At 61.4% G+C, this 16,269-nt stretch carries 15 protein-coding genes and 2 pseudogenes; 13 read left to right on the forward strand and 4 right to left on the reverse strand.

Features of this window, described 5'->3' with window-relative positions; all coding sequences use genetic code 11:
- The first annotated feature begins 26 nt into the window (after window positions 1-26).
- The 9 genes and pseudogenes from oxc (at window position 27) to RW095_RS08020 (ending at window position 9,095) form a co-directional block, all read left to right on the forward strand.
- Window positions 27-1,769: an oxalyl-CoA decarboxylase gene (oxc, locus tag RW095_RS07980; RefSeq protein WP_317015550.1), complete on the forward strand. Its 1,743-nt coding sequence runs from the start codon at window positions 27-29 to the stop codon at window positions 1,767-1,769.
- A 26-nt stretch (window positions 1,770-1,795) separates the two neighbouring features.
- The gene (gene frc / locus RW095_RS07985) at window positions 1,796-3,046 is read left to right on the forward strand and encodes a formyl-CoA transferase (protein WP_317015551.1); all 1,251 of its coding nucleotides are present in this window, start codon (window positions 1,796-1,798) and stop codon (window positions 3,044-3,046) included.
- 104 nt (window positions 3,047-3,150) lie between these two features.
- Window positions 3,151-3,582 carry a PAS domain-containing protein gene (locus RW095_RS07990; RefSeq protein ID WP_317015553.1) on the forward strand — a complete coding sequence of 144 codons (432 nt, stop codon included), beginning with the start codon at window positions 3,151-3,153 and terminating at the stop codon, window positions 3,580-3,582.
- Window positions 3,583-3,650: 68 nt separating this feature from the next.
- Window positions 3,651-3,848 (forward strand): hypothetical protein, encoded by a 198-nt coding sequence (locus RW095_RS07995; protein WP_317015554.1) that lies wholly within the window; start codon window positions 3,651-3,653, stop codon window positions 3,846-3,848.
- An 82-nt stretch (window positions 3,849-3,930) separates the two neighbouring features.
- Window positions 3,931-4,125 (forward strand): annotated as a pseudogene (locus RW095_RS08000) (CoA transferase); the annotation flags it as partial.
- Between the two features lie 185 nt (window positions 4,126-4,310).
- Window positions 4,311-5,090: a fumarylacetoacetate hydrolase family protein gene (locus RW095_RS08005; protein WP_317015556.1), complete on the forward strand. Its 780-nt coding sequence runs from the start codon at window positions 4,311-4,313 to the stop codon at window positions 5,088-5,090.
- A gap of 1 nt (window position 5,091) precedes the next feature.
- The gene (locus RW095_RS08010; RefSeq protein WP_317015557.1) at window positions 5,092-6,669 is read left to right on the forward strand and encodes a Re/Si-specific NAD(P)(+) transhydrogenase subunit alpha; all 1,578 of its coding nucleotides are present in this window, start codon (window positions 5,092-5,094) and stop codon (window positions 6,667-6,669) included.
- Window positions 6,670-6,678: 9 nt separating this feature from the next.
- Complete coding sequence (gene pntB, locus RW095_RS08015; protein WP_317015559.1) at window positions 6,679-8,073, forward strand: Re/Si-specific NAD(P)(+) transhydrogenase subunit beta; 1,395 nt, start codon at window positions 6,679-6,681, stop codon at window positions 8,071-8,073.
- A gap of 65 nt (window positions 8,074-8,138) precedes the next feature.
- Window positions 8,139-9,095, forward strand: a complete 957-nt coding sequence (locus RW095_RS08020) for an HPP family protein (RefSeq protein ID WP_317015560.1) — start codon at window positions 8,139-8,141, stop codon at window positions 9,093-9,095.
- A 177-nt stretch (window positions 9,096-9,272) separates the two neighbouring features.
- On the opposite strand, the gene RW095_RS08025 is transcribed toward RW095_RS08020, so the two are convergent.
- Both RW095_RS08025 and RW095_RS08030 read right to left on the reverse strand, forming a co-directional pair.
- On the reverse strand, window positions 9,273-9,659 hold the full coding sequence (locus tag RW095_RS08025; protein WP_317015562.1) for a hypothetical protein: 387 nt from the start codon (window positions 9,657-9,659) through the stop codon (window positions 9,273-9,275).
- A 188-nt stretch (window positions 9,660-9,847) separates the two neighbouring features.
- Window positions 9,848-10,243, reverse strand: a pseudogene (locus RW095_RS08030) (LysR family transcriptional regulator); the annotation flags it as partial.
- Window positions 10,244-10,528: 285 nt separating this feature from the next.
- Between RW095_RS08030 and oxlT (RW095_RS08035) the strand changes: the two are divergent.
- Complete coding sequence (gene oxlT / locus RW095_RS08035; protein WP_317015563.1) at window positions 10,529-11,842, forward strand: oxalate/formate MFS antiporter; 1,314 nt, start codon at window positions 10,529-10,531, stop codon at window positions 11,840-11,842.
- 184 nt (window positions 11,843-12,026) lie between these two features.
- Here oxlT (RW095_RS08035) and RW095_RS08040 read toward each other — a convergent pair whose 3' ends face one another.
- On the reverse strand, window positions 12,027-12,209 hold the full coding sequence (locus RW095_RS08040) for a hypothetical protein (RefSeq protein WP_317016780.1): 183 nt from the start codon (window positions 12,207-12,209) through the stop codon (window positions 12,027-12,029).
- Window positions 12,167-12,334, reverse strand: a complete 168-nt coding sequence (locus RW095_RS41400) for a hypothetical protein (protein ID WP_394365015.1) — start codon at window positions 12,332-12,334, stop codon at window positions 12,167-12,169. The genes RW095_RS08040 and RW095_RS41400 overlap by 43 nt, the downstream gene beginning before the upstream one ends.
- 304 nt (window positions 12,335-12,638) lie before the next feature.
- Between RW095_RS41400 and RW095_RS08050 the strand changes: the two genes are divergently transcribed.
- The 3 genes from RW095_RS08050 (at window position 12,639) to RW095_RS08060 (ending at window position 16,236) form a co-directional block, all read left to right on the forward strand.
- Window positions 12,639-13,820, forward strand: a complete 1,182-nt coding sequence (locus tag RW095_RS08050; RefSeq protein ID WP_317015565.1) for an alpha/beta fold hydrolase — start codon at window positions 12,639-12,641, stop codon at window positions 13,818-13,820.
- An 835-nt stretch (window positions 13,821-14,655) separates the two neighbouring features.
- The gene (oxlT, locus tag RW095_RS08055) at window positions 14,656-15,942 is read left to right on the forward strand and encodes an oxalate/formate MFS antiporter (RefSeq protein WP_317015567.1); all 1,287 of its coding nucleotides are present in this window, start codon (window positions 14,656-14,658) and stop codon (window positions 15,940-15,942) included.
- A 138-nt stretch (window positions 15,943-16,080) separates the two neighbouring features.
- Entirely contained in the window at window positions 16,081-16,236 is a 156-nt protein-coding gene (locus RW095_RS08060) for a hypothetical protein (RefSeq protein WP_317015568.1), read from the forward strand.
- Window positions 16,237-16,269 lie beyond the last annotated feature (33 nt).

Genomic DNA, 16,269 nt, shown 5'->3' on the forward strand with positions numbered 1-16,269 from the left:
GACCACGCCCAAGGAGGAGAGACGTCATGGCAGAAGCCGACCGCACCACAGCAGAAGAAACATTGAAACGACAGGCGACCGAGACGACCGACGGATTCCATCTCGTCATCGACGCGCTGAAACTGAACGGCATCGACACTATCTTTGGCTTGGTCGGCATACCTATCACCGACCTCGCGCGGCTTGCGCAAGCGGAAGGGATGCGGTTCATCGGCTTTCGTCACGAACAGCACGCGGGCAATGCGGCGGCTATCGCGGGCTTCATGACGCAGAAGCCGGGCATCTGCCTGACAGTGTCGGCACCGGGCTTTCTAAACGGCCTGACCGCACTCGCCAACGCGACCACCAACTGCTTCCCGATGATCCTGATCAGCGGCTCGAGCGAGCGCGAAATCGTCGATCTGCAGCAAGGCGACTACGAGGAAATGGACCAGTTGAATGCGGCCAAGCCCTACGCGAAGGCCGCCTATCGCGTGCTGCATGCGGAAGACATCGGCATCGGCGTGGCGCGTGCGATTCGTGCCGCGGTGTCGGGGCGTCCCGGCGGCGTGTATTTGGACCTGCCGGCGAAGCTGCTCGCGCAAACGCTGGATGCCGTAAAGGCCCAGCAGTCGCTGGTCAAAGTGGTCGACGCCGCGCCGCGTCAGCTGCCGGCGCCGGAATCGGTCAAGCGCGCGATCGATGTGCTGAAGAGCGCCAGGCGTCCGCTGATCCTGCTCGGCAAGGGTGCGGCCTATGCGCAGGCCGATGCGGAGATTCGCGCGTTCGTCGAACAAAGCGGCATTCCGTATCTGCCGATGTCGATGGCCAAGGGCCTGTTGCCGGATACGCACGAGCAATCGGCGTCGGCGGCGCGCTCGTTCGTGCTGCAGGAAGCCGACGTCGTCGTGCTGATCGGCGCGCGTCTGAACTGGCTACTGGCGCATGGCAAAGGCAAGACGTGGGGCGCGGAGCCGAAGAAGTTCGTGCAGGTGGACATTTCGCCGACCGAAATCGACAGCAACGTCGCGATTGCCGCGCCGGTGATCGGCGATATCGGCTCGTGCGTGGCGGCATTGCGCGCCGGGCTCGACGCGAGCTTCGCGAAGCCGAGCGCCGAGTGGACCGGCGCGATCGCCGAGCGCAAGAACAAGAACCTCGCCAAGATGGCCGCGACGCTCGACAAGAACCCGTCGCCGATGAATTTCCACAGCGCGTTGCGCGCGATCCGCGACGTGCTGAAGACGCGCCCCGACATCAACGTCGTCAACGAAGGCGCGAACACGCTCGACTACGCGCGCAGCATCATCGACATGTACGAGCCGCGCAAACGCTTCGACTCGGGCACGTGGGGAATCATGGGCATCGGCATGGGCTTCGCGATCGGTGCGGCGGTGACGAGCGGCAAGCCGGTTGTCGCGATCGAAGGCGATAGCGCGTTCGGCTTCAGTGGCATGGAGCTCGAAACCATCTGCCGTTACGACTTGCCGGTGTGCACGATCGTCTTCAACAACAACGGCGTGTATCGCGGCACCGACGTGAATCCGACCGGCGGCAAGGACGTCGCGCCGACCGTGTTCGTGAAGAACGCGCGCTACGACAAGATGATCGAGGCATTCGGCGGTGTCGGCCACAACGCGACCACACCGGAAGAATTGACGAAGGCGCTCATCGAAGCAATCGCATCGGGCAAACCCACCTTGATCAATGCCGTCATCGACGAAGCGGCGGGCACCGAAAGCGGCCGCCTGACGAATCTGAATCCGCAAAGCGCGGCGATGAAAAAGTAACCCAGAGCAACCACGGAGATAACGAAATGACCAAACCTCTCGAAGGCATCAAGATCATCGACTTCACCCACGTTCAAGCCGGCCCTGCCTGTACGCAGCTGCTCGCCTGGTTCGGCGCGGACGTCATCAAGGTTGAGCGGCCGGGTTCCGGCGACGTGACGCGCAACCAGTTGCGCGACATTCCCGACGCCGACGCGTTGTACTTCACGATGCTCAACAGCAACAAGAAGTCGCTGACGCTGGACACGAAAAAACCCGAAGGCAAGGAGATTCTCGAAAAGCTCGTCCGCGAATCGGATGTGCTGGTCGAAAATTTCGGCCCGGGCGCGCTGGACCGGATGGGCTTTTCGTGGGAACGGCTGAACGAACTCAACCCGAAGATGATCGTCGCTTCGGTGAAGGGTTTCAGCGACGGCCACCACTACGACGACCTGAAGGTCTACGAGAACGTGGCGCAATGCGCGGGCGGCGCGGCCTCCACCACCGGCTTCTGGGACGGCCCGCCGACCATCAGCGCGGCTGCGCTCGGCGACAGCAATACCGGCATGCATCTGGCCATCGGCATTCTGACCGCACTGTTGGGACGCGACAAAACCGGCAAGGGCCAGAAAGTCGCGGTGTCGATGCAGGACAGCGTGCTGAATCTGTGCCGTGTGAAACTGCGCGACCAGCAGCGGCTGGAACGTGTCGGCTACCTCGAGGAATATCCGCAGTATCCGCACGGCGAATTCAGCGATGTCGTGCCGCGCGGCGGCAATGCGGGCGGCGGCGGCCAACCGGGCTGGGTGCTCAAATGCAAGGGCTGGGAAACGGATCCGAACGCATACATCTACTTCACGATCCAGGGCCACGCGTGGGAGCCGATCTGCAAGGCGCTCGGCAAGCCGGAGTGGATCGATGACCCGGCCTACAAGACGGCGGAAGCACGTCAACCGCATATCTTCGACATCTTCAAAACGATCGAAGGCTGGCTCGCCGACAAGACCAAATTCGAAGCGGTCGACATCTTGCGCAAGTTCGACATTCCATGCGCGCCGGTGCTGACGATGAAGGAACTGGCCAACGACCCGTCGTTGCGCGCGAGCGGCACGATCGTCGAGGTGCCGCACAAGAAACGCGGCACGTATCTGACGGTCGGTAGCCCAATCAAGTTCTCGGATCTGAAGCCGGAAGTCACCGCATCTCCGCTGCTCGGCGAACACACGGACGAAGTGCTGGCGAGCCTTGGCTACAGCCAGCAGCAAATCTTCAATCTGCGCGAAGTGAAAGCAGTTTGACAGTGTCACGCAGGCCCGGCTTCACGCCGACGCCTGCGGATACGGCGCCTCTCGCGGACGCCGTATCGGGATCTACGTTTTTACTTGTTGGGGGAGCGCCATCCATGCAAACAACCATCGACTTCGAGCAGCTCGTCAACGCAATCGGCGACGCGATCGTCATCTCCGATGCGACGGGCAGCATCACCCTGTGGAACCCCGCCGCCGAGCGCATGTTCGGTTTCACGCAAAGCGAGGCGTTAGGAAAGTCGCTGGATCTGATCATTCCCGAGCGTTTGCGCGGCCGTCATTGGGACGGCTATCACAAGACCATGGCAACGGGCGAAACGCGTTATGGCAACGACGTGCTGCGCGTTCCCGCCGTGCATAAGGACGGCCGCTCGGTATCGATCGCCTTTACGGTCGCGTTGCTGCATTCGCCGCAAGACAAGCTGACCGGAATCGTCGCAGTGATCCGCGACGACACCAGCCGCTTCCAGGAAGACCGCGCGCTGCGCAAGCGCCTCGCGGAACTGGAAGCGTCAGCGGGCGCCTGAATGGCCGCACAGGAGAATTCCTATGCATGTAGAAGCACTGGGGCAAATACTGGCTTGAGTTGTCCGCGATGCAATGGATACACAACGGCGGTTGGGCCGCCTACGTGGCGATTCGCACCGTCGAGGAAAATCATCCGGCGCAGCCCGACCTGCTGCCGTATCAGCAGGTTATCGACGAAGCCGTTTTCGAAAGCGAAGCGGCGGCGATCGCCGGGGCGCGCCGTGCCGCGATGGCGCTGCTCACGCCCGCCGTCCGAAACCGCTAAGCCCACATTGCGTACGACACCGAGCCAGACGCGCCCGGCCGGCTTGTCCAGAAGAACCACGATTAATTCAGGGAGACTCGCGATGGGCAAAGCATTGGAGGATGTGAGAATCCTCGACTTCACGCGCGAGCAACTGCGCGACATTCCCGATGCGGACAGCCCGTACTTCACAATGCTCAATTACAACAAGCGCCCGATCACGATCGACACGAAGCATCCCGAAGGCAAACTGGTTCTCGAGGAACTGATCCAGTCGTGCGGCGTGCTGGTGGATCATTGCACACGTGCCGGTGTGGGCAAAAATCTGCAACGTGACAGGCCGTGACGAATGGACCACGCACGCAGACCACGCGACGCCCGCCGCATGCCTGCCGCAACTGAAAGACGATTTCTCCGAGGTCGCGTTGCGGCGCGACCTTTCCGGTCGCGCCATCGCTAAACAATACTGCAGGAGACAATCCGATGACATCGTGGATACGTTTTCGTTTCGCCGATGGCCATACCCGCTTCGGGACATTAAGCGCAGAAAGTGTCACTGAATACGCCGGCGAGATGTTCGGCGAATCGACATCGACTGGCAACGTGCACGGCGTCGATGAACTGACGCTGCTGAGCCCGTGCGTGCCGACCAAGGTCGTCGCGCTGTGGAATAACTTTTACGCGCTCTCGGAGAAGCTCGGCAAGGCGCCGCCCACGCATCCGCTCTTTCTGATCAAGCCGCCGACCTCGGTGATCGGTCAACGCGAACCGATCCGGCGGCCGCCCGCGTATGGCGGCAAGATCGCCTACGAAGGCGAGCTCGCCATTGTGATCGGCAAGCGTTGCAGCAATGTATCTGTCGAAGCGGCGACCGACTACATCTTCGGCTACACGTGCATCAACGATGTCACCGCCGCCGAACTCCTGAACGAAGACGTCAATTTCGCGCAATGGTGCCGCTCGAAGGGCTTCGACACGTTTAGCTGCATCGGCCCCGCGATCCGGCGCGATTTCGACTGGCGCGCCGCGCGCGTCGTGACGACGCTCGACGGCGTCGAGCGGCAGAACTATCCACTCGCGGACATGATTTTCTCGCCGGCTGAACAGGTGAGCCTGATCTCGCAGGACATGACGCTCGAACCAGGCGACGTGATCGCGTGCGGCACGTCGATCGGCGTGGGCTCGATCAAGGACGGCGCGACGGTCGACATATCGATCGACGGCATCGGTGTCCTGTCGAACACTCTCGCCCTGGAGAGTTGACATGCCGATGAGGATTGCCGTGCCGCGCGAAATCCGCGGCGGCGAAAGGCGTGTGGCCGCGACACCCGAAACGGTCGGCCAGTTGCTGAAACTCGGCTTCACGGTGGACGTCGAGACCGAAGCCGGCATACGCGCGTCATTCGATGATGATGCGTACCGCGCAGCCGGCGCGCGCATCGTGAGCGATACCCATGCGTTGTGGGCAGAGGCCGATATCGTGATCAAGGTGCGCGCACCGGAACATCACCCCGCGCTCGGCGTCAGCGAAACCTCGCTGCTCAAACCGGGCGCCACCCTGATCAGTCTCATCTGGCCCGCGCAGAACGAGGCGTTGCTGGAACAGCTCGCCGAGCGCGGCGCGAGGGTGATGGCGATGGACTGCGTGCCGCGTATCTCCCGCGCTCAGAAACTCGACGCGCTCAGCTCGATGGCGAACATGGCCGGCTATCGTGCAGTGATCGAGGCGGCGCAGCACTTCGGCCGCGTTTTCACCGGGCAGATCACCGCTGCAGGCAAGATGCCGCCGGCGAAGGTGATGGTGATCGGCGCGGGCGTCGCGGGACTGGCGGCGATCGGCGCGGCGCGCGGGCTCGGCGCGATCGTGCGGGCGTTCGATACCCGGCCGGAAGTCGAGCAGCAGGTCGAAAGCATGGGTGCCGAATTCCTTAAGCTCGACGTCGAGGAAGAAGGCAGCGGCGCCGGCGGCTACGCTAAGCAGATGAGCGCGAAGTTCATCGAAGCTGAGATGGCATTGTTCGCCGCGCAGGCGAAGGAAGTCGACATCATCATCACGACCGCTCTGATTCCAGGCAAGCCGGCACCGAAGCTGATCACGGCCGCGATGGTGGCGAACATGCGGCCGGGCAGCGTGATCGTCGATATGGCGGCCGAGCAGGGCGGCAATTGCGAACTGACGCAGCCGGGTGTCGTGGCCGCCGTGCACGGCGTGGCGATCATCGGCTACACCGATTTGCCGAGCCGGATGGCGACGCAATCGAGCCAGCTTTACGGCACCAACATCCGGCATCTGCTAACCGATCTGACGCCAGAGAAAGACGGCATCGCCCGTATCGACATGAATGACGACGTGATGCGCGGCGCAACGGTGGTGTATGAAGGTCAAATCAGTTGGCCCCCGCCTCCCCCAAAACAGGCGGCGATCGCGGTGCACAAGCCGGCGCCTGCAAAGGCCGCTGCCGCCACTGCCGCCGATGCGAAGGAGCAGGCTCGCGGCTCGCGCTACACCTCGCTGATCCTCCTCGCGGCCGCCGCATTGGGACTGCTCGCATTGGGCGCGGTCGCGCCGACCGCCCTGGTCGCGCATCTGACCGTGTTCGTGCTCGCGGTCTTCGTCGGCTATCAGGTGGTCTGGAACGTCACGCCCGCATTGCACACGCCGCTCATGAGCGTGACCAACGCCATCAGCGGAATCATCGTGATCGGCGCGCTGCTGCAACTCGGCACGCCGAACGTACTGGTGACGGTGCTCGGCGGGATTGCGTTGCTGGTCGCGACGATCAACATCGCCGGCGGGTTCCTCGTGACCCAGCGGATGCTGAAGATGTTTCAGCGCAACTAGGGAGAATTCATGCTGAACGGAATCGGCAACATCGCGTATCTCGGCGCAAGCACGCTGTTCATTCTCAGCCTGCGTGGTTTGAGTCACCCGAGCAGCGCGCGGCGCGGCAATCTGTACGGCGTCGCCGGCATGCTGATAGCGGTCGTCGCGACGCTTCTCATCGCGCAAGGCGCGGGCATCGGAGTTGTGCTCGCGGCAGCCGTCATCGGCGCGGCAGTCGGGGCGCTACTTGCGCGGCGTGTCGAGATGACGCAAATGCCGCAACTCGTCGCGATCCTGCACAGCTTCGTCGGGCTCGCCGCGGTGCTGATCGGCGTCACCAATTACCTGATGCCTGCCGGCGAACCCGTTGGGGCCGAACGCGCGATCCATCTGATCGAGATCTACCTCGGCGTGTTTGTCGGCACCGTTACGTTCACCGGTTCGATCGTCGCGTTCCTGAAGCTGCAAGGTACGCTGAGCGGCAAGCCGCTCGTGATTCCGGGCCGGCATCTGCTCAATCTTGCGGTACTCGTGCTGTGCATCGTGATCGGCTATCGCTTTCTGACGGTGCCGGCGGGGACCGACGGCATTGTCGCGTTGCTCGCGATGATCGTGCTGGCCGCCGCGCTCGGCGTGCATCTGGTGATGGCGATCGGCGGCGCGGACATGCCGGTCGTCGTGTCGATGCTGAACAGCTATTCCGGCTGGGCAGCCGCCGCCACCGGCTTCATGCTGAGCAACGATCTGCTGATCACGACCGGCGCGCTGGTCGGCTCGAGCGGAGCGATTCTCAGCTACATCATGTGCCGCGCGATGAACCGCAGTTTCGTGTCGGTGATTCTCGGCGGCTTCGGCGCGGCAAGCGGCACCGGTTCGGCGGATATCGCGGGCGAAGTCGTGCCGACCACCGTCGATGAAGTTTGCGCGATTTTGCGTGACGCGTCCGAGGTGATCATCGTGCCGGGCTACGGCATGGCAGTCGCACAGGCACAGACGACGATCAGCGAGATCACGCGCAAGCTCGAAGGGCTCGGCGTGCGCGTGCGCTTCGGCATACATCCGGTGGCGGGCCGTTTGCCGGGCCACATGAACGTGCTGCTTGCCGAAGCGAAAGTACCGTACGACATCGTGCTCGAAATGGATGAGATCAACGAGGACTTCACCAGCACGGACGTCGTGCTCGTGATCGGCGCGAACGACATCGTCAACCCTGGCGCGCTCGAGGATCCGGGCAGTCCGATTGCCGGGATGCCGGTGCTCGAAGTGTGGAAGGCGCGCACGGTGGTCGTGTCGAAGCGCAGCATGGCGACCGGCTACGCGGGCGTGGACAACCCGCTCTTTTACAAGGACAACACGCGGATGCTGTTCGGCGACGCGAAGGGCAGCGTCGACGCGTTGCTCAGGCAGCTAGAGGCCGCCTGAAAAGCAGGCCGAAAAGCAGGCTGCGAAACAAGCCACACCGCCGCAGACGACGGAGACAAAAAACTATGCCGAACACGAGCCTGGCCTCTGCGGCGGTGCGCTGGTTGCTGAGCTTCGCGCCGCATCCGGTGACGGTCAACTGGCGGGAGCGCTTCCGGTCGTGTGTCGGCGCGTTGTGCGGCATCGCGGTCACCGGCGTTTCGATGCATTTTCTGATCGGCGCTGATGCGGCGATGCCGCTTCTGGTCGCGCCGATGGGCGCATCGGCCGTGTTGCTGTTCGGCGTGCCCGCGAGCCCGCTCGCGCAGCCGTGGTCGATCATCGGCGGCAATCTGGTGTCGGCCGTGGTCGGGGTCACGTGTGCGAGCTGGATTGCGAATCCGGTTGCGGCCGCGACGCTCGCCGTGTCGCTCGCGATGTGCGCGATGTTCGCGCTGCGCTGTGTGCATCCGCCATCGGGGGCGGTCGCGTTGACGGCGGTGCTCGGGGGTCCCGCGATTCATGCAATGGGCTACCGTTTCGTCCTTGAGCCGATTGCGATTCAGTCAACTGCGCTGCTCTGCGCGGCGCTCGCGTTTCATGCGCTGACGGGCCATCGTTATCCGCACGTTGCCGCGCAGATTCGCCAACAAGGCGCGGCACCGACGTCGGCTTTCACACGGGGCGATCTGGATGCGGTGCTCGCCAAACGGAGCGAATGGCTCGATATCGACGCGGACGATCTCGAAGCACTGCTGCGCGAGACGCAAATGCAGGGGTACGCCCGCGCGTTGGACCAGTTGACCTGCGCCACGATCATGTCGCGGCCGACAGCGGCAAGCACGGAAGCGGCGAACGCCGGCCCGCGCGCGGCTAGCGTGAATACGCCGATTGCTGATCTCGTGCCGCTGTTCGCGAATCACGGGCATCATCACATTCCGGTGCTGGATGCCGAACGGCGGCTCGTGGGGATGGTGACGCCGAGCGATCTGATCGCCGGCTTACATCGTCACGTGCAACGCTCCCGCTTTCGCGCTGCTTGACCACCGGGATCATGCGATGCAATCCCGGCTCCGGCTCCGGCTCCGGCTCCGGCTCCGGTATGGCCCTGTGCTGTTCAATCGACAAGCGTCCGTGTTGACAGGTAACGCCTCAGCCGCACTAGCTATCTGCACCACAAGCCCTGCGGGTGGGCCAACGTGCGTCCGCGCGCGCTGCGGCTAAACGCCAGCCAGTGCCGGCAGTTCCGCGCCGTACGACAGGTGCTCGCGGCGATGGGTCGCTTGCGGCTGACGCGCCGCGTGGCCCGCATGCGGTACGGTTTCCACGCGCGTCGACAGGCATGCCGGATAGCGCGCGTTCTTTTTCCCGAGAATGGCCCGGCTCAGAAACTCCGCGCTATACGCCTTCAGCAAATGCGCATGGTGTGCTTCGATGTAAGCGGTAATCCGCGCCTGCTCACCGTCGATTGCGGCCAGCGACGTCAGCGTGCGCGCATCCCAGCGAAAGCGCAGACCGAGTTCATCGAACGCCGCGTTGTAGGCGCACAGTTGCGCCTGGACTTGGGCATCGAGCGTGCTGTGAGCGTCGAATTGAAAGGGGTTCATGATCGTCTCCTTCAGGCAGGTGGCATGAACCAAGGATAAAAGCGGCGGTAAATAAACAACAGTTAAAGTTACAATGGATAACGATAGCCTTTTTCTTATAGAGACCGTTTGAGCAACCGCAACATGAAGATCCGCACGCCGCCCTAAACGGTCACGCTCGGTAGGTCGTCGGGTTGTCCATTCACCCTGTGCACTGCGAGGTTGAGTCGCACGCCTTCATTGCGACGCGTGAATTCGCCCAAGAGGCGCGGGAAAAAATAGTCGCCGGCGCTGACTACCGCAATGTTGAGCTGGCCGCCCGCGATGCCTTGCAACCGGCGCATTGCTGCCATTTCCCGAAACTGCTCGATGATCGAACGCGCGTAATGAAGCATTTCCGAGCCAGCCGGCGTCAGATAGATTTTTTTGCCGAGTTGCTCGAATAGCGCCAGACCGGCATGGTCTTCGAACTGCTTGACCTGGGTGGAGACGGCAGGCTGCGTGAGGCACAGCTCGTCGGCTGCCCGAGTGAAACTCAGGTGCCGGGCGACCGTCTCGAAGATCTTCAATTGGCGAAGAGTCCGTTTCTCATGAACGTTACTCAGTAAGGGCAAACCCCATCTATTAGGGATGCCTAATGCAATCCATAAAATGTTTTAACTTTCGCTGATTGCTCTTCTCGCGCAGGATGCCTTCAGACCCGTTGTCCGCGCAACCTCTTTTTTGTTCCTGTCGCTGCGCGGTTAACGAGGGCAAGGGTTTTCATCAATACAATTCCTCTGCCCGGCCATTCCGTCTCATTGCAGCAGATCAAACAGCAATGAGGCGATTCGATCAGCGAGTCCAACGCGCCGTTCGAGCGTGACGGAATCTACAGGAGAGACGGAGACATGGGATATCCCAACGTAGCCCAGCGAGGCACTGCGCCGTTCACGCATAACCGCTGGGTGCAACTGACTATCGGTATAGTGTGCATGGGGCTGGTCGCGAACCTGCAATATGCGTGGACGCTATTCGTAGTACCTATGGACAACGCGCACCATTGGGGGCAGGCGGCGATTCAGACCGCGTTCACAATTTTCATCGTCACCGAAACCTGGCTCGTTCCCGTTGAGGGCTGGCTCGTCGACAAATTCGGGCCGCGTCCGGTTGTCATCGGCGGCTCGCTGTGCGCAGCGCTCGGCTGGATCATCGACGCGCATGCGAGCAGTCTCACCGAACTTTACGTCGCCGCAGTGATCGCTGGTATCGGTGCGGGTTGCGTGTACGGCACGTGTGTCGGCACGGCGCTCAAATGGTTTCCCGACAAGCGCGGTCTTGCGGCCGGTTTGACCGCGGCAGGTTTCGGCGCTGGCGCGGCGGTTACCGTGATTCCAATCGCCAACATGATTCAGCGCTCGGGCTATGAGCACACGTTCATGTTCTTCGGCATTTTCCAGGGCGTCTGCATTCTGCTGCTCGCCACCATGCTGATACGACCGAAGCCGCCCGCAACCGCGGTCGCGGCCAAGCGCGTGGTCGCCACCAAGGTCGACTACACGCCCGGTCAGATGATCCGATCGCCGCTCTTCTGGGTGCTGTATCTGATGTTCGTGTTCGTCGCCGCCGGCGGTATCATCGCGACCGCGCAGCTTGGTCCGATCGCGAAGGAATACGGCTTTGCGAAGCTGCCTGTCAGCCTGATGGGCATCACGTTGCCGCTGTTGACGATGACGCTGTCGATCGACAATCTGTGCAACGGCTTCACGCGTCCGTTGTGCGGTTTTCTGTCGGATCGCATCGGCCGCGAAAACACGATGTTCATGATCTTTCTGGGCGAGGGCGTGGCCCTGCTAGGGCTGATGCAATTCGGCCATAACCCGTACGCGTTCATGTTCTTCGCGGCCGCTGTGTTCCTGTGCTGGGGCGAGATCTTCTCGATCTTCCCGGCGACCTGCGCGGACACATTCGGCAGCAAGTACGCCGCCGCCAATGCTGGAACGCTTTATACCGCGAAGGGCACGGCGTCGATGCTGGTGCCGATCGCCTCGGTATTGTCGGCGAACGGCGGGTGGAGCACGGTGTTTATTTCTGCGGCGGTGGTGTCGATCGCGGCAGCCGTGTCAGCCAAATTCATACTTGCGCCGATGAGAAAGCGCTGGATCGAAAACAGCTCCGCCGCATCGGCATCGGCTAGCGTGGTCGTCGCGCAAGCGCGGTCGTAGCCAGGGCAGCCCGGCCGGAAGACCGGTCTAATGTCGAAACCGGCCACACGATAGACGCTGAGTCGGGTCGCCGCTTGGGGTCGGCTTCGGGCGACCGCGTCGGGCACAGCTCGGTCATGAATGGTCAGCCGCTGTTGCCGCGATGCCACGCTCAGGCGTCAGCTACGCGTCGACAATCAGCCGTTCACTGCTTCATTGAGCAGGTGCCTTCGACCATGTCGGAAACGGCTTGTGCGATCGACTGCGGGTCCATGCCTTCTGCGGCAGCGGCTTCGGGCCGTATATGCAATTCGAGCGCGTCGCCCACTGGATTGATGCCGTCATTCACATCGACCACGCCCTGACTCTTCCCGATTCGCGCGGCCACCGCGCGTGCCGTTGTGTCGAGCCTGTTCTGGTCGTCGGAATAGATCTTTCCGCAGCATGATTCTCCGACAGACCCAGGTCGTGAAGCAGCGATGCGAGATAAACCAGTTCGCGATCGTACTTCATTTGCCGCTTCCGGCCGATGAACTCCGCAAACCACCATGTCCTGTGGACATGATTGAGAAGCGGCCCCGAATGAGCCTGCCCGGCGAGGGCTGCGGCTTTGCGGGCGAGCCACGTCTGACGTTTATGTTGCGGCTTGAGGGTGCGCTCAATACAGCGGAACTGTCCTCGCGCGCACTTGCACAAGTCTCGCGCATTGCAGCGTGCTCATGTCGGTGACGCAACAACCTGATCTGCCCACACATAGGATTTGCCGCATAATGGTACGCTTCGTGCCTATAAGCATGTGAACTGCAATTGTTGCAAGTTGCAATTAACGCGGCACCGTGGAGTCGGAGATCAGCCTGTCGCAGGCACATCTCGGCACTTCCGCCAGGATGCAATCGACCCACCGGGCCGAGTTGTGCATCGATACCTTCTGTCTGACTTTTTCAGTTATCCGCTCATCAAATTTCACCAAGAGGGATCCCGATCCATGCAGGACTATTTTGTATTCAATGCCGGAAACGTGGTGTTGCAATCTGGTATCACGTTCAGAGATGCCAAGCTCGCCTATCAAACCTACGGAAAGTTGAACGCAGACAAATCGAATGTCATTCTGTACATGACGTCATTTTCCGCGCATCACTATGACATCGAGTGGATGGTCGGTCCGGGCAAGGCGCTAGACACCGACAAGTACTTCGTCGTGGTTCCGAACCTGTTCGGCAATGGACTGTCGTCCTCGCCCAGCAACGCAACCGAGCCCTTTAGCGGAAGCCGTTGGCCGAATTTCACGATCGCTGACAACGTCGCGATTCAACACCAGCTCCTGACGCAAGAACTCGGCATCGACGTATTGCAGTTAGCGTGCGGATGGTCGATGGGTGGCTTGCAGGCGTATCAGTGGGCGGCAATGTATCCAGAGATGGTCAGGCGCCTCGTTGTGCTCTGCGGCGCGGCAAAAACCTCGCCGCACAATCAGGTGTTCATCGAGGGTGTGCGTGCGACCCTGACGACGGATCCCGCTTTTCAAAACGGAACATTCGTCCAGCGTCCCGAGCGCGGTCTGCGGGCCATGGGCCGCAACTACGCTGCCATGGCGATGTCGCAGACGTTTTATCGTGACGAGGTGTGGCGCCAGGCCGGGTTTTCCTCGCTCGAAGATTTTCTCGTGATGTCGTGGGAAGCGAATTTCCTGAAGCGCGATGGGAACAATCTGCTGGCTCACCTGTGGACGTGGCAGCATGCGAACATCGCGGCCAATTCCAAATATAACGGCGATTTTCACGCGGCGCTGAAAGCGATTACGGCAAAGTCGCTGATCATGCCTAGCGAAACCGATCTGTATTTTCAGGTGGAAGACAATCGTCTCGAGGTCGAGCAAATGCAAAACGCCAGGCTCCTTCCCATTTCGTCGATATGGGGCCATCGCGCCGGGTTGCCGACAGCCAATCTGGACGATGCCGCGTTTATTTCCGCTGCAATAACCGGGCTTCTTGAGGACTAACGTGCGGCGTCTCGTGTTTCTCGTGCAGTCCTTCATCGGCATCGCAGGCCCCTGCGCCGATGCTGTTGAAAACCATTGCGGAGATCGCTGAAGCAGATTTGCAGTGCTACTGCCCATGTCGGTTGGAACGTCACAGGCGTCCTCGGCATGGCAATCATCCGCCCCAACGAGCCCTGATCCCAGATCGCGCGACTCTCTCCACATGCTTTCGAAGCGGACCATTCCGCATGCATGGCGTGCCGCCTGATGCAGCAACCTGCGCGGCTCTCAGACCGGTAACGCATCAAAGACGGTTCACACGAACCGGCGGCGTTCTCCATCATCGGCAAGCGGCGGGAACGACATACTGCACACCGCGGCGAATTGCGTCGGGTGTTTTCGGCAGTTTGCATCTTCGCATTTAAATCGTTCCTTGGGGTCGTCGCAGCCGTACGGGCTCGACGACTGGCCAATGTTGGCCCGGAATCGGTGCAACGGTGATCTCGCCTCGCGCAGTGCACCTTTCTCGCGCACCGCGCATGGTTTTTGCGCATGGCCGCGCTTTCATCGCGGTATGAAAAACGCCTGATCTGTCCATGAACAGGGGTTTATTGGGACATGGCACACTTCGTGCACATCGAAAGCACATGTAAATGTAAATTATTGGAAATTGCAACTAAATCGGCATGATGCAGATGCACTGGTGGATTGTCGAAAGGTGTCGTTTTCACGGCCGGGTCATCTGAACTTACGTTTCGATGTACTGAGCGCGCCGTCCAGGAAGCGTCGCGTCAGGCCTTCGGGCAAGCGCGCTGCCTGAGTCATTTCGTGTCACTTATTCGTACGGAGTTGGAGCATGAGCACCCAGAATTTCGGCGCCCGCACCCGCGCGCCGCTTGTCCTTTCGCTACACAGCCGCTGGTGGCAATTATTGTGCGGCCTCGTGTGCGCGATGGTCGCGTCCAATCCACAATACATCTGGACTTTGCTGACGCGCCCGTTGACCGCCCAGCTCGGTGTGTCGCTGCCGGGTCTGCAGGTCACTTTTTCCATCCTCATTGTTTGCCAGACGTTTCTGTCGCCGCTCGAGGGCTATCTGATCGAGCGCTTCGGGCCGCGCTGGCTGCTCTCCGCGGGTGGCGCGATCACGGGACTTAGCTGGGTACTGACGAGCCGCGCGGAATCTCTGCTGTCCGTTTATCTCTGCTATGGCGTTCTCGGGGGAATCGGCGTTGGCATTGTCGTGGTCGGCACGATTGGGCTGATGGCACGCTGGTTCCCAGACCGTCGCGGTTTTGCAATCGGCGTGGTGATGGCAGGCTTCGGCATGGGCGCGATGCTCACGACGTTTCCGATCACCAATAGCATCGCCAGGTACGGCTATCAGCATACGCTGGTCGTCTATGGTGTGATCCTTGGCGTGGTCGGCATACTTGCCGCCCTCGGCATGAGGCTGCCGCCTCCCGGCTATATGGCTGACTGGCGGTCGCAGAGAGCCGCCGCGGCCGTACCCGACACGCGGCCCGGCAATATGCTGCGCACGCCGCTGTTCTGGCTGATGTTTGTGATGATGTCGATGATGGCGACCTCCGGCCTGATGGTGACCTCACAAATGGCAGTCTTCACGCGAGATTTCGGCATGGCGGGAGTCACCGTGTTCGGTCTCGCCGCGCTGCCGCTTGCGTTGACGATCGATCGCGTGGCGAATGGCGTGACGCGGCCTATGTTCGGATGGATCTCCGATCTGATCGGCCGCGAGCATACGATGCTGGTCGCATTCGGCATGGAAGCGATAGCGATGACCTTGTGGCTCACGTCGCGGCACGACCCATTGTTGTTCGTGCTGCTGTCGGGCGTCGTTTTTCTCGGCTGGGGCGAGATTTTTTCGCTTTTCCCTTCGACGCTCACGGACACCTTTGGCGGCAAGCATGCGATCGTCAACTACGCGTGCCTGTCTTATGCGCAAGGTATCGGTTCGATCCTGGGCGGACCGGTGGCGGCGCTACTCCACGAGCATACGGGCGGTTGGGACGCGGTGTTCGGCACGGCAATCGCATTGGATAGTTGCACCGCCGTGCTCGCGATCGCCGCACTCAAGCCGATGCGCCGCGCGTGGTTTGCCCGCGCATCCAGTCGCTCGTAATGCAATTGGCGACGTCCAGCTTGCCAGGAATCTTGCCTGCTTGAATCCGTGCGGATGTGGCACTGTCACGTCGACTCCCGGTTTTTTCGTCTCCTTGATTTTCTGGCTAAGGGGCTTGAGTGGAGGAGGGTGAAGGTCGTGAACGACTTCCTGTTCAAGTACGTCGACGGCAGGCTGGCGGTCGATGAAGACGAGCTTCGGCTGCTGTATGTCGCCTTCACGCGTGCCCAGCATCTGCTGGACGTATCGGACCTTCGCGACGATCTGTTGCGACTATTCGCGTCGCGTCGCTGACGTGGTCTGGTAGCCTGGCGGGAAACGTCTCGT

Source organism: Paraburkholderia kirstenboschensis (genome assembly GCF_032806925.1).
GTDB classification, from domain to species: Bacteria; Pseudomonadota; Gammaproteobacteria; order Burkholderiales; family Burkholderiaceae; genus Paraburkholderia; species Paraburkholderia kirstenboschensis.